The organism is Salinirubellus litoreus (assembly GCF_037335815.1).
In the GTDB taxonomy this organism is placed as follows: domain Archaea; phylum Halobacteriota; class Halobacteria; order Halobacteriales; family Haloarculaceae; genus Salinirubellus; species Salinirubellus litoreus.
Genome location: NZ_CP147841.1, coordinates 2,766,874 through 2,780,601 on the forward strand (window position 1 = coordinate 2,766,874; position 13,728 = coordinate 2,780,601).

Here is a 13,728-nt window from a genome sequence, read left to right on the forward strand (position 1 = left end):
CGCGTCGGGCACAAAAGCGGCCGGGAACGGCCCGACGCGCACCGATTCGTACGGACGGTTGTAGTCCTTTACCGGTGACCGCCGACCCCCTCCGGGCGAGCACCGGTGAATCGTTACGACCGTCCGTATCAGGTCGCGCCGACGAGCACCGCCCGTACCCGTTCGCCGCCCCGGTTGACGAGCTGACGGCGCTGATCCGGCGAGACGCGGACGGCCTCGCCGGATCCGAGCGTCACCGTCTCCTCGCCGAGCTCCACGTCGAGTTCACCGTCGACGCCGAGGTAGACCTCCTCCTGTCCGTCCTCGGCGTGGTCGTGTGGCTTGCCCTTCGCGTCCGGTTCGAGTTCGATGAGGCTGATTCCCAGGTTCTCGCAGTCGAGCGCGTCCCTGAGCATCCACATCCCGCCGTACTCCCCGTCGATGAGCGAGTCCACGTCCGCGGTCGAGGCCTTCGTGTAGCCCATACCCGATCCCCGGTCCGCACGATCATCAATCCCCGAGCCGACGGACGACGACCCTGGCCGGCGCGCCGTCCCCGCCCCGTAGCTTCAGGGGCAGACAGATCACCTCGACGCGATCGCCGACGAACTCCCCGAGTTCGCCGAGGTTCTCGGCGACCGGGATCCCCGCGCCGAGGAGTCGACGGTGGATCGGGTAGGGATCGTCGTCGCCGCGGAGCGTCCGGGGCTGGTCGGGCGAGAGCGTGTCCATCCCCACGAGCGCGACTCCCCGCTCGACCAGTCGGTCGGCGAGGTCGGTCGATAACCAGGGGTACCGGTGGTAGCGGTTCGTCCCTGCCCACCTCGCCCAGCCGAACGAGAACAGCGCCGCGTCACCCGCCCCGATCCGATCGAACCCGTACAGGTCGTCGACGTCGACCGGACGGATCTCCTCGGTCTCGACGCCGACGACCGCGCCCTCGGTGACGAGCCGCGAGAGCGGCGTCTCGTCGATGGTCCCTCCGCCGGCGAGGACGTGTAGCGGCGCGTCGACGTGTGTCCCCGAGTGCGTCGGGAACGCGACCCGCTGGACGTTCGCGCCGTCGGACTCGACGTCGCCGAGCGTCTCGACGGAGGGGTCGGAAAGGGCGAGCGAGTGTTCGGCGTCCGCGTCGAACGGCCGGGTGAGGTCCGTCCACTCGTCCGGGTTCGCGGGGCCCGCGGGATCCGTGGCGTCCATTCGACTCGGTACTCACCACCCGGACAAAGCTCTGGTTCCCGGCGGATGTCGGAGCGAAGCCTGTCGGCCCCGGTCAGTCGCCGCTCGCGTACCAGGGCGCGGCGTCGAAGTCGACCACGCGACGCTCCTCCTCGATGGCGTCGATGCGCTCGACGTCGGACGCGTCGAGGTCGATATCCGTCGCGCGGAAGTTCTCCTCGACGTGTTCGCCCGTGGCCTTCGGGATGGCCGCGACGTTCTCGCGGGCGAGCAGCCAGGCGAGACAGACCTGTGCGGGCGTCGCGTCGTGCTCATCGGCTACCTCGGCGACGACGGGATGGTCGAATATCCTGCCCCTCGCCAGCGGCGAGTAGGCGACCAGCCAGTAGTCGTGTTCGCGGGCGTCCGCGAGGAGATCGTCCTGGTGGAGCATCGCGTGGCACTCGACCTGATTGGCGAACAGCGGCGAGTCCATCACGTCACGGGTCTCCTCGAGCTGCCGGGGCTCGAAGTTCGAGACCCCGACGTGTCTCGTCAGGCCGCGCTCGCGTATCTCGTCGAGCGCCGGGAGCGTCTCCTCGGGGTCGTAGGTGTCGAGCGGCCAGTGGACGTACATCAGGTCGACCCGCTCGACGCCCAGCCGGTCGAGGCTCTCCTCCGTCGTCTCGATCACGTCCTCGTACGCGAGGTTGTCCGTGCCGAGTTTGGTCGCGAGGAACACCTCCTCGCGGTCGACGTCGGCCCGTTCGAGTCCCTCGCCGACGTACGTCTCGTTGCCGTAGCTCTGGGCGGTGTCGACGTGGCGATAGCCCGCGTCGAGCGCGCGCCGCACGCTCTCGGTGCACGTCTCGCGGTCGGTCTGCTGGTAGGTCCCGAGGCCGAGTCGGGGCATCTCGCCGGACATGCCGGTGCCGAGGGCCGCCGGGAGTTTAACCTTCGGTGGCGGGTGAGCCGAGCCATCGAGTGGAATCCAAGTGGCCGGGTTCTCGGCGAGCGAGACGACGCAAGTACCGCAGCGACCGGCGGGAGCGAGGAGCGCAGCGAGTCACAGCCGCCGAGAACCCAGGGGCTTTCGAGGTGCTCTCGGGCACTACTGCGGTACTGGCTGGAACACCTCGAAAGCCCCCCCTTTCAGTCCCACCCGATGTCCCCGCCCGGAATACTGCGTACGACCCGCGCACAAGCTTGATGTGACCGAGCGACGCACCTCGACCGATGGCCACGGACGGGGTCGGGGGAATCGGAGGACTGCTGCCGCGACTCGCACGCTCGCGGCGGGCCGCGCTGGTCGCGCTGGTCGCCGCGAACTCGGTTCCCCTCCTCGGCGTCCTCCTGCTGGGCTGGTCGATGCAGGGACTCCTGCTGGTCTACTGGCTCGAGAGCGGCGTCGTGGGGGCGTTCAACGTCCCGAAGATCCTCTACGCCCACGGTACCGAAACCGACGAGACCAGATCGGCGGCAAAGCGGCTCAAGTCGAACGGGCGGACGGTCACGCTTCCCGACGCGCCGGACGAGATCCCGGACGCACCCACCCGTCGCCCCGAAAACCGTGCGGTCGCGCGGTTCTTCCTCGGCCACTACGGCCTGTTCTGGGCCGTCCACGGGCTGTTCGTCGGACTGCTCCCGCTGTTCGCCGACGGGGCCGGGATCCTCGGCCTCGCTGAACTCCCGACGCTGGTCCTCGGGGCCGGCGCGGCGGCCGTCAGCCACGGCGTCTCGTACAGACGAAACTACCTCGACGACGGCGAGTGGAAGCACGTCTCGCCCGGCGGCCGGATGTACGCCCCCTACGACCGCGTCCTCGTGATGCATCTCACGATCGTCGTCGGCGCGTTCGCGGTCTCCTTCCTCGGGACGCCCGCCGGAGCGCTCGCGGTGATGGTCCTCGTCAAGACCGCGCTCGACGCCCGGGCACACCTCCGCGAGCACGACCGGGAGAAGCCCGCGGGGCGATCGGCGGAGGTCACCGAGACCGTCTCGCCCTGACCCGTCGCGGGACCGTTCGCCGGGATCACGTCCACCGCGAGGACAGCCCTTATGTCCTCGCCCTCGTCACTCGCTGGTAGATCCGAACCGTCGATCGGTCTCCGACCACCCACCACCACCTACCCATGCAACAGTACCAGACACTCGTCGACTCGGTCCTCCGGACGGGGACGTACAAGCCCAACCGGACGGGCGTCGACACCGTCGCGGCGTTCGGCCAGCACTACCGCGTCGACCTCGCCGAGGGCTACCCGCTCCTGACCACGAAGGACCTCTCGGGGTTCCGGTGGGACTCGCTGATCCACGAGTTCCTCTGGTATCTCTCGGGACAGGAACACGTGCGCGACCTGCGCGAGGAGACCGGTATCTGGGACGCCTGGGCCGATGAGGAGGGCCACCTCGACACCGCCTACGGCCGGTTCTGGCGGCGCTACCCGGTGCCCGAGGGTGCCGACCGCCTGGCGGGCGAGGCCTGGCCGGAGGAGGGGAATCGGTGGGTCACCGAGGAGGACGGCCGCCGGACGTTCGACCAGATCGGGTACGTCCTCGACACGCTCCGGGAGAACCCACAGTCACGACGGATGGTCGTCAACGCCTGGCACCCCGCGAACGCCGCCGTCTCGACGCTCCCGCCGTGTCACTACACCTTCGTCTTCAACGTCCAGGGCGACCGCCTGAACGTCCACCTCACCCAGCGCTCGGGCGACGTCGCGCTCGGCATCCCCTTCAACATCGCCGCGTACGCGCTGCTCGCGCACGTCGTCGCCGAGCGGACGGGGTTCGAACTCGGCGAGTTCGCCCACACCGTCGTCGACGCGCACGTCTACTGCGGCCGGGGCGAGCGCGGTGCGTGGTACGCCGACAACCTCGACGAACTCTCGGGACGACTCGACGCCGTCGAGGCCCGCGGGGAGTACCTCGACGTGCGTGACTGGGTGGTCGAGCACGCGCCCGACGAACCCGAGGATGAGGAGGGGTACGACCACGTCCCCGGGCTCCTGCTCCAGCTCTCGCGCGAACCGCGGTCCCGACCGCGAATCGAGGTCTCGGACGAACCGCTCGACGGACTCACCTACGAGGACATCCAGTTGAGAGGCTACGATCCCGCCCCCGGGATCGGCTTCGCCGTCGCGGAGTGACCGTGGTGGACGACACTTCCGGGTCCGTCGAGGTAGTCCTGATCGCGGCCGTCGCGGAGAACGGCGTCATCGGCGACGAGGGCGGGATGCCGTGGCACTACCCCGCCGACCTGCGCCGGTTCAGGGAGGCGACGACGGGCCACCCGGTCGTGCTCGGCCGGCGGACCTACGAGAGCATCGTCGGCGAGATCGGCGAGCCGCTCCCCGGGCGGACCAGCGTCGTCCTCTCGACCCGAGACCTCGACCTCCCGGCGGGTGCGGTGCTGGCGGGGAGCGTCGAGGCGGCGCTGGAGGCCGCGAGGGGTGCCCCGGGTGGCGGGACGGTGTACGTCGCCGGCGGCGCGACCGTCTACGAGCAGTTCCTCCCGTACGCCGACCGACTCCTGCTCACCGAGATACCGGAGTCACCGGACGGTGACACCCGGTTCCCCGAGTGGTCGGCGGCGGAGTGGTCGGCGGTATCGAGGGAACGGGAGGGCGAACTGACGTTCGTGACGTACGAGCGAGTGGCGTGAGTCGTGAGGGGGTTCAGGTCTCCCTCTCGCCGCTCGTCTCCGTCTCCGTCGGCGTCTCCGACTCCCGCCCCCCTCTCTCCGTCGCCTCTGCGTTTCGGAGTCGGTCCTCCTTGATGTACGAGCCGACGTACCCGCCGAGTGCGCCGCCGCCGACCGTGTAGATCCCGAGCACGGCGAGGCCGGTGAGCACGACGACCGCGAGGAACAGGGGCAATCGGGATCCGGGACCGCCGGGCGTCGCGGGGACGATGACGAGGAATCCGGTGACGAGGAACGCGATTAGTAGCATCGGGACGAGCGAGATCGTACCCGCGAGCGCGCCGGCACGGAGTCCTGCCCGGCGGTCCGGCCCCTGAAGGTAGCCGGCCACGGCACCGCCGAGCACCGTCGAGAACGGGAGAAACGCGAGTAGCACCGCGACGACGCCACCGAGGAACCCGTTTATCAGGAGGCTCGGTCCGCGCTCCGGTTCGACGGGGGAAGTGGTCCTACGCTCGGCCATGACGACACCGTGGTCGCACGGATGGATATACCCATGGGCGACCGGACGACCGACCGCGAAGAAGCGGGTGGGGCCGCCGACGGCAGTCGGTTTTTAATCCCGGACCCCCGTAGCCGCGGGCATGGCAACAGAGGAGGGCGCGAATTCGCCCCCAGGGACGGGTACGGAACGGGATCCCGCGGCCGACCCGCGGACCGACTACGACTACGTCTCGGAGGAGGTCGAGCGACCGGATCTGGTGGCCGCGCTGAACCGGCGGCTCGACGGCGAGGTCCGCTTCGACACCTACACGCGACAGATGTACGCGACCGACGCCTCGGCCTACGAGGTGACGCCCATCGGGGTCGTCTTCCCGCGGCACACCGGGGACGTGGCCGAAGCGGTCGAGTACTGTTCCGACCACGGCGTTCCGGTGCTCCCGCGAGGGGGCGGGACGTCGCTGGCCGGTCAGACGGTCAACGAGGCGGTCGTCCTGGACTTCACCCAGCACATGGACGGGCTCGTCGAGTTCGACGCCGGCGAGCGGATCGCCCGCACACAGCCCGGTCTTCGACTGGGAGACCTGAACGGCGCGCTCGCCGACGACGGGCTGAAGTTCGCGCCCGATCCCGCCTGGGGCGACAAGTCCGTGATCGGCGGGGCTATCGGCAACAACTCAACCGGCTCGCACTCGCTGAAGTACGGCAAGACCGACGCCTACATCGAGTCCTGCGAGGTCGTCCTCGCCGACGGGACAGTCACGGAGTTCGGCGAGGTCACGATCGGGGAGCTCCGCGAGCGGGCCGACGGGGAGGGGATCGAGGCGGCTATCGCGAGCGAAGTCGTCAGAATCCTCGACGACGAGCGCGAGGCGATACGGGAAGCCTACCCGAACCTCAAGCGAAACGTCTCGGGGTACAACCTCGACAGACTCGTCGAAGAGGCCGGGGAGCCCGGGATGGACACGGAGGGTGACGACGAGGCCGGACGCGACCACCGGGTCGTGAACCTCGCCCGTCTGCTCGCGGGGAGCGAGGGGACCCTGGCAGTGGTCACGGAGGCGACGGTCTCGCTCGAACCCGTCCCCGAGACGAAGTCGGTCGCGCTGCTCGGCTACCCCGACCTCGTGACCGCAATGGAGGACGTGAGCCCGATCCTCGAACACGAGCCGTCGGCTGTCGAGGTGATGGACGAGGTGCTGCTCGAACTCGCCCGGGACACCTCCGAGTTCGGCAAGCTCGTCGAGGAGACGGTGCCCGAGGGGACCGGCGCGGTACTGCTCGTGGAGTTCTACGCCGAGAGCGACGCGGAGGGCCGGACGAAGGTGGCGCGGCTGCTGGCCGACCGCGCGCCGGATGTCGAGACCATCGCCGACCCCGGCGAGGAGGTCGAGACGAGGGCGCCGGTCGGATCGACGTTCGCCGCCGAGGCCCACGACGACGACGAGCGCGCCCGGTTCTGGAAGCTCCGCAAGTCCGGCAACCCGATCCTGCTCTCGCGGACGAGCGACGCCAAGCACATCTCGTTCATCGAGGACACGGCGGTCCCCCCCGAGAACCTCCCCGAGTACGTCCGCGGGTTCCAGGAGGTCCTGGAGGAGAACGGCACGTTCGCCTCATTCTACGCCCACGCCGGGCCGGGCTGTCTCCACGTCCGCCCCCTGGTCAACACGAAGACCGTCGAGGGGGTCGAGCAGATGGAGGCCATCGCCGATGGCGCGACCGACCTCGTCGCCGAACTCGGTGGGTCGGTCTCGGGCGAGCACGGCGACGGCCGCGCGCGGACCCAGTGGAACCGCAAGCTCTACGGCGACCACGTGTTCGAGCTGTTCCGCGACCTGAAGCGGGCGTACGACCCCCAGGGGATCCTCAACCCCGGGCAGGTCTGTGGCGACATCTCGATGACCGAGCACCTCCGGTTCGACCCCGACTACGAGTTCGAAACCGGGTTCGAGCCGGCGCTGAACTGGGAGAACGACAACGGGATGCAGGGGATGGTCGAGCTCTGCCACGGCTGTGGGGGCTGTCGCGGCCCACAGCACACCACCGGCGGCGTGATGTGTCCCACGTACCGGGCGGCCGAGGAGGAGGTCCAGTCGACCCGCGGCCGGGCGAACATGCTCCGGCAGGCGATGAGCGGCGACCTCCCCGACGACCCCACGGACCCGGAGTTCCTCTCGGAGGTGATGGACCTCTGCATCGGCTGCAAGGGGTGTGCCAACGACTGCCCGAGCGAGGTCGACATGGCGAAGCTCAAGGCCGAGGTCACCCACGCCGCCCACGAGCGCTCTGGCGCGAGCCTCCGCGACCGCGTGTTCGCCAACGTCCACCTGCTCTCGGACGTGGGTTCGGCGCTCGCGCCCGTCTCGAACTGGGTCCAGGACCTGCCGGGGTCGGGGTGGCTCGCCGAGAAGACCCTCGGGATCGCCGAGGAACGCGACCTCCCCGCGTTCCGTCGCGAGACGTTCGCCGACTGGTTCGAGGCCCGCGGACCGCAGGTATCGGAGCGCGAGGCGACGCGGAAGGTGGTCCTGTTCCCGGACACGTACAACGACCACACCACCCCGGAGGTGGCGAAAGCCGCCGTCGAGGTGCTGGAAGCGGCGGGCGTCCGCGTCGACGTCCCGGATACCGGGCCCTCGGGCCGGGCCGCCCACTCGATGGGCTTTCTCGACACGGCGCGAGACCGGGCCGAGCGGGTCGTCGAGGACCTCCTCCCGCGCGTCCAGGAGGGGTGGGACGTCGTCGTCGTCGAGCCCTCCGACGCCGTGATGTTCCAGAAGGACTACCTCGATCTGCTGTCCGGTACGGACGTCGAGACGTTCTCCGAGTACGCCTACGGCGTCTGTGAGTACCTCGACCGGCACGGCCTCGACGCGGAGGTCGAGTGGTCGTCATCCTTGGAGTCACTCACCTACCACGGCCACTGTCACCAGAAGGCGACGAAGAAGGACCACCACGCGGTCGGGGTGCTCCGGCGGGCGGGCTACGAGGTGGACCCGCTCGACTCGACCTGTTGTGGGATGGCCGGGAGCTTCGGCTACGAGGCCGAACACTACTCGATGAGCAAGGCGGTCGCCTCGCTGCTGTACGATCAGGTCGACGAAAGCCCCGGGGACGTGGTCGTCGCGCCGGGGGCGTCCTGCCGGACGCAACTGGGCGACCGTGATGGACGAAGCGAGAAGCCGCCACACCCCGTCGAGAAACTCGCCGAGGCGCTCCCGCGGTAGCCCCGACCCCCGGTGGGAGTACCGGCGGGACGGAGGACGTTCGACGGTGTTCGTACGGGTCGGTCTGGAGCCGAGAGGGGCTCGTTCTCCGAGGGACGTCCCCTGGTGAGGAGGCTCACGGAGACGACCGGTTCCACTCCGACATCGGGTGTTCGTCGGGTCTCCCGCCGCGAGACGCCGCCGCTGGACCGATCGAGGTGCTGCCGCGAGGCTCACCCGGGGATGATCTCGCAGGGGTTTTATAACGCTGGGAGAGAGGATGGAACTGAATGAGGCAGGCCCCCGTAGTGGTCCTCCTGCTCTGCGTGCTCGTCCTCGGGGGGACGATGGGCACTGCCGCCCTCCCCGGGGACGCGGCAGGGCGTTCGACGGTGGGGTCCGGCGAGGGACCGGCGACCGCGGTAGCGGGATGGGGCCCGGCGAGCGGATCGAGCGACCCCGACACGGTCCGGGAGCTCCAGCAGTCGTTCGACCGGACGGAGTTCCGGATCACCGTCCACGCGAACGGGTCGGCCGAGTGGACCTTCCGGTTCAAACAGACGCTCGCGAACGACACCGAACGGGCCGAGTTCCGGGAGTTCGCCGACCGATTCGACTCGGAGGAGACGACCCTCTACACCGACTTCAAGCGCCGGGCACGCGCCCTGACGGACGAGGGGGCGAACGCGACGGATCGACCGATGAACGCGACCGGCTTCTCGAAGCGGGCGTCGGTCAACGCCCTCGGGAACCAGGGTACCGTCGAGATGTCGTTTCACTGGGTCGCGTTCGCCCCCGTCTCGGAGGACGGGACGGTCGTCGTGGGCGACGTCTTCCAGGGGGGACTCTACATCCGAGCCGACCAGCGGCTCGTCGTGAGTGCCGGCACGGGGGTCGCCTTCGCGGAGGCCGCACCCGAACCGGACTCCGTCTCGGGGGACTCGCTCGCGGGCAGCGAGTCGATCACCTGGGAGGGCGAGCGGTCGTTCACCGACGAGCGCCCGCGGATCGTCCTCGCCCCGCCCCCTACCGCGACCGATCCGCCGGGGACGAGCGGCACCGACGGGCCCGAAGACGGGAGGGATACCCCGACGCCCGGCAGGTCGGCGACCGACAGCGTCGGGACGTCTCCGGCCTCCGAGGGCGGGCCGGGACTGCTCCCGATCGTGGGGTTCGGTGCGGCGCTCGTCCTCGGCCTGGGCGCGGCCTTCGCCTACCGTTCGGGGGTGTTCGACGGCACGGGGACGACGGCCATCGACGACGGGGACGACGGGAACGACGAGAGCGGGGGAGACGCGGACAGGGCGTCGGCCGAGTCCAGTACAGGGACGTCCGGCGAGTCGGTCCCCCCCGAGCCGTCCGTCCCCGACGAGGAACTGCTCTCGGACGAGGACCGGGTGATGGGGCTCCTCGACGAGCAGGGCGGTCGGATGAAGCAGGTCGAGATCGTCGAGCGGACCGGCTGGTCGAAGTCGAAGGTGTCGATGCTGCTCTCGGACATGGAGGACGAGGGCGAGATATCGAAGCTTCGCGTCGGACGCGAGAACATCATCTCGAAGCGGGGGATGGAGCCAGAGGCGGCCGGGTCGCCGTTCGACGACGAGGACGAGGACGAGTAGCCGTCTCCATCCCCCGCGCCGGCGTTCGCCGGATCCGGAACGACTCGCTCCCGGGGACGCGGTGCCGGCGTCCGGTCGCACGACGGCGGTCGGGGGGTAGAGGCTTGTACCCCCGGACCGACTGCTACGGACATGAGCAAGGCCGCGTCCCTCCGGGAGCTCCTCGCCGGGTGTGAGGAGCTCACTATCGTCTGTCACAACAACCCCGACCCGGACTGTCTGGCGAGCGCCATCGCGCTCGGGCGGATCGCCGCGTCAGCCGGCGTCGACGAGCGGCGCATCCTCTACAGCGGGACGGTCTCCCACCAGCAGAACCGCGCGTTCGTCAACCTCCTCGACGTCGACCTCCGGTCGTTCGACGCCGACGCGGTCCGGGACCGGCCCGAGGGCTCGCTGCTCGCGTTCGTGGATCACTCGATTCCCGGCGAGAACAACGAGGTCCCGGCGGACGTTCCCGTGGACGTCGTGATCGACCACCACCCCGCCGAGGGGATCGAGGCGCGGTTCGTCGATCACCGCGAGGAGGTCGGCGCGACGGCGACGATCCTCACCGAGTACGTCCTCGAACTCGACGTGACGCTCGACTCGACGCTCGCGACCGCGCTGCTGTTCGCGATCCGCCGGGAGACGCTGGGGTTCCTCCGCGGGACGACCCACGAGGAGTACGCGGCGGCGAGCCGGCTCCACGACCACGCCGACCGCGACCTGCTCCGGAAGCTCTCGACGCCCTCGGTCAGCGGCGCGACGGTCGACGCCATCGCCGACGCCATCGAGAACCGGTCGGTCCGGGGGGCGGTCCTCATCTCGCACGTCGGGCGGACGAGCGAGCGCGACGCCATCCCCCAGGCGGCGGACTACCTCGCCACGCTGGAGGGCGTCGAGACAGCCGTCGTCTTCGGTATCGTCGAACGAGCCATCCAGATCAGCGCCCGGTCGTCGGACTCCCGGGTCCACGTCGGCGAGGTGCTCCGCGGGGCGTTCGACGACGTCGGGAGCGCCGGCGGCCACCGGGAGATGGCCGGCGGGGAGATCCCCCTCGGGATCTTCGCCGACCGCGCCACCGGGGACACCGACCTCGTCGACATCGTCCAGCGGGTCGTGACGAACCGGCTGGTCGAGGAACTCCACCTCTCGGACGACGGCAAACGCGAGGAGGAACAGGTCGAGGAGTGACGAACTAGTGAGTGATCGGACGTGGGTTCGACCCGGGTCGACGAGCCCCCCGCGAGGCCCCACCTATTTGTCGGGGGCGGTGGAGCTACGACCGATGTCACGGAGGTCGACGGCGTGACCGGACTGACGCAGGCGATGCGACTGCTCGACGGGACCGGACTGCGAGCGATGCTCCTCGCATTCCGGCACGATCCCGGCCCCGTCCGCCGGGAGGTCGAGCCGGATCCGACGCTCGTCGACCTCACGGAGTCACCGTTCGAGGACGTGGACGACGTTCTCGAACGGCTGACGGCGCTCGAAGGGGTTCTCCGGGAGCGTTCCGACCGCCGGGCGGTGTTCCTCACGGTCTACTCGCGGATGACGCGGGCGATACGCTCCCGCGTCGACGCCGGACGGTTCCGCGACCCCGAGTGGATGCGCCGGTACACGGTCGCGTTCGCCGACTACTACCGGCAGGCGTTCCTCGCGTTCGAGCGGGGCCGCCTCGGTACCGTCCCCGCTCCGTGGCGGGTGGCCTTCGACACCGCCGTCGAGGGCGCGGGGCTGGTCGTTCAGGACGCCTTCCTGGGGATCAACGCCCACATCAACTACGACCTCGCGCTGACGCTGATCGACGTCGGTATCGACGCCGACCGGGCGACGAAACGCGCCGACCACCGGGCCGTCAACGACGTCCTCCGGCGGCTCGTCGACGCCCAGCAGGACGCGCTGGCGGAGCTGTACGCGCCCGGCGTGGCCGAGATCGACGCGACGCTCGGTCGGTTCGACGAGGCGTTCGCCCTCTTCGGGATGACCGAGGGCCGCGAGAAGGCCTGGCGGGTCGCCGTCGTGATGAGCGACGTCGACCTCCCGCCGGTCCGGTCGTACGCGCGGTGGGTGCTCCGGACGACGGCGACCGGCGGGGCGGTCTTCGTCCTCTCGCCGACCGTCGCCCCCGCGCTCCTCGAGAAGCTCCGACGGGTCGAACTGGACGGGATCGGCGTCGACACGGCGCTCGACTACCTCACCGACCGCCTCGACGAGGAAGTCCCCGAGTAGACCGCCCTCCGGCGGGTCGACACACCGGTGGGCGTGGATGGACGGATCGCGTCCGACGCGACACCACGAATTAAGTGGACGTCATCTGATACGGGTGGTATGCCGAAGGAGACGGTCCGGTACCCGGACGCCCTGGTGGCCGGAGTCGAGGCGGTCGTCGCGGAGGCCGAGGCCTTCGAGTCCAAGTCCGAGTTCTACCGCTTCGCCTCGGACTTCCTCCTCTCCGTCCTCGACGAGGACCACGACCCGACCGTCCTGGGGTACGGCGACATCGTGGCCGACCTGGAGTCCGCCTCCGGTGGTCGCCTCGCTCCGCGGCCGGCGTCCGACGAGACGACCCCCGGACCGTTCCTCGACGCCTACGTCCAGGTCCGCAGACACCTCCTCTACGACGACGTCGAGTCGGCACGCGCGGTCGTCGCGGAGCGCTACGACGCGGTCGACCGCGAGGCGCTGCTCCTCGACGAGCTGATCGGCCGGGAGCGGTTCGCCGGCGGCCCGACGCGGGCCTCGACGAACGCCTCCGGGCCCATCGCACCGGATACCGGGCACGCCGACCGGGACGGGGATCGGAACGCCGACGCGGACGGATCCGGGAACGAGTCCGCCGCCGGGGTCGCGTCCGAGGACGGGGACGGCTCGAACGAGCGACGTGGTAGGCCGGCCGAGGCGACACGCGAGACCGACGGGGGGACGGACGAGGCTTAGGACGCCGAGGACTCCTGATCAGTCCACTCGGCGGCGGCCCGCGAGCCCGCTAGTGATTCGGTGGGTTCCTCAGTACCGGTAGACCGCGTTCGCGATACCGGCCGTCTGCCCGGCGTTGACGAGCACCAGCCCGGCCACGGCCAACGCGTCCGTCGAGAGAAGTGGTGCGGCGAGGTAGGCGACGGCCCCGACCACGCTCAGCCCGGCACCGGCGGTGTAGACCCACGGTGCCGTCTCGGGGGCGACGTTCCGACCGGTGTAGGCCAGCCCGGCGGCCGGTACCAGCATCCACCCGAGGACGGTGACCCGGAGGAGCGCGGTGGACTCGGGCGCGGCGAAGAGCACGGCCGTCTCGAGGAGCGTCAACGCCAGTCCGACCAGGAGGACGACCTTCCAGGCGAGTAGTACGCCCTCACGCATCTCCCTCCACGAGAGCGCCGCGAACGCCACGAGCACGGCGTCCATGACGAGGTGTCCGATCAGCACCGTCCGGACCGCGAGGAGTTCGAGGTGTGCGGCGGTGGCGAACGTCCACGCGAGCGGGACGAGGACGATCGGGCCGTTCTCCCGAAGCCGTCGGAGCATACCGGGGGTTCGAGCACGGCCGCAAAGAGCGTGGCTGGTTCGGTATCGTGGTGCCGCCCAGACGCCGGGGACACCCGAGGAGATCGGTGAGCTCCGTCGCTTCCGCCGCGTTCCCTCG

13 protein-coding genes are annotated in these 13,728 nt (G+C 70.1%); 8 read left to right on the forward strand and 5 right to left on the reverse strand.

The genetic code is table 11. The features are described from left to right. Positions 1-128: 128 nt before the first annotated feature. The 3 genes from WDJ58_RS13820 to WDJ58_RS13830 all read right to left on the reverse strand — a co-directional run bounded on the left by WDJ58_RS13820 (position 129) and on the right by WDJ58_RS13830 (position 2,062). Positions 129-464, reverse strand: a complete 336-nt coding sequence (locus WDJ58_RS13820; protein WP_338913849.1) for a cupin domain-containing protein — start codon at positions 462-464, stop codon at positions 129-131. Between the two features lie 25 nt (positions 465-489). Then, entirely contained in the window at positions 490-1,179 is a 690-nt protein-coding gene (locus WDJ58_RS13825) for a cyclase family protein (protein ID WP_338913850.1), read from the reverse strand. 73 nt (positions 1,180-1,252) lie between these two features. Continuing rightward, complete coding sequence (locus tag WDJ58_RS13830; RefSeq protein WP_338913851.1) at positions 1,253-2,062, reverse strand: aldo/keto reductase; 810 nt, start codon at positions 2,060-2,062, stop codon at positions 1,253-1,255. A gap of 311 nt (positions 2,063-2,373) precedes the next feature. On the opposite strand from WDJ58_RS13830, the gene WDJ58_RS13835 reads away from it, so the two are divergent. The 3 genes from WDJ58_RS13835 to WDJ58_RS13845 all read left to right on the forward strand — a co-directional run bounded on the left by WDJ58_RS13835 (position 2,374) and on the right by WDJ58_RS13845 (position 4,798). Next, complete coding sequence (locus tag WDJ58_RS13835) at positions 2,374-3,144, forward strand: DUF6498-containing protein (protein ID WP_338913852.1); 771 nt, start codon at positions 2,374-2,376, stop codon at positions 3,142-3,144. 125 nt (positions 3,145-3,269) lie between these two features. Beyond that, positions 3,270-4,283 carry a thymidylate synthase gene (gene thyA, locus WDJ58_RS13840; RefSeq protein ID WP_338913853.1) on the forward strand — a complete coding sequence of 338 codons (1,014 nt, stop codon included), beginning with the start codon at positions 3,270-3,272 and terminating at the stop codon, positions 4,281-4,283. 2 nt (positions 4,284-4,285) lie between these two features. Next, positions 4,286-4,798 (forward strand): dihydrofolate reductase, encoded by a 513-nt coding sequence (locus WDJ58_RS13845; RefSeq protein WP_380660892.1) that lies wholly within the window; start codon positions 4,286-4,288, stop codon positions 4,796-4,798. 13 nt (positions 4,799-4,811) lie between these two features. Here the strand turns inward: WDJ58_RS13845 and WDJ58_RS13850 are convergent, their stop codons facing one another. Next, on the reverse strand, positions 4,812-5,300 hold the full coding sequence (locus WDJ58_RS13850) for a DUF5518 domain-containing protein (RefSeq protein WP_338913855.1): 489 nt from the start codon (positions 5,298-5,300) through the stop codon (positions 4,812-4,814). 121 nt (positions 5,301-5,421) lie between these two features. On the opposite strand from WDJ58_RS13850, the gene WDJ58_RS13855 reads away from it, so the two are divergent. From WDJ58_RS13855 to WDJ58_RS13875, 5 genes are all read left to right on the forward strand, one after another. After that, positions 5,422-8,508, forward strand: a complete 3,087-nt coding sequence (locus tag WDJ58_RS13855; protein WP_338913856.1) for an FAD-binding and (Fe-S)-binding domain-containing protein — start codon at positions 5,422-5,424, stop codon at positions 8,506-8,508. Between the two features lie 269 nt (positions 8,509-8,777). Beyond that, positions 8,778-10,106: a helix-turn-helix transcriptional regulator gene (locus WDJ58_RS13860; RefSeq protein ID WP_338913857.1), complete on the forward strand. Its 1,329-nt coding sequence runs from the start codon at positions 8,778-8,780 to the stop codon at positions 10,104-10,106. Positions 10,107-10,238: 132 nt separating this feature from the next. After that, positions 10,239-11,279 carry a DHH family phosphoesterase gene (locus tag WDJ58_RS13865; protein WP_338913858.1) on the forward strand — a complete coding sequence of 347 codons (1,041 nt, stop codon included), beginning with the start codon at positions 10,239-10,241 and terminating at the stop codon, positions 11,277-11,279. Between the two features lie 114 nt (positions 11,280-11,393). Further along, entirely contained in the window at positions 11,394-12,317 is a 924-nt protein-coding gene (locus tag WDJ58_RS13870; RefSeq protein WP_338913859.1) for a DUF5995 family protein, read from the forward strand. 99 nt (positions 12,318-12,416) lie between these two features. Further along, positions 12,417-13,025 (forward strand): hypothetical protein, encoded by a 609-nt coding sequence (locus WDJ58_RS13875; protein WP_338913860.1) that lies wholly within the window; start codon positions 12,417-12,419, stop codon positions 13,023-13,025. A 69-nt stretch (positions 13,026-13,094) separates the two neighbouring features. Here the strand turns inward: WDJ58_RS13875 and WDJ58_RS13880 are convergent, their stop codons facing one another. After that, complete coding sequence (locus WDJ58_RS13880) at positions 13,095-13,610, reverse strand: hypothetical protein (RefSeq protein ID WP_338913861.1); 516 nt, start codon at positions 13,608-13,610, stop codon at positions 13,095-13,097. Between the last annotated feature and the right edge of the window lie 118 nt (positions 13,611-13,728).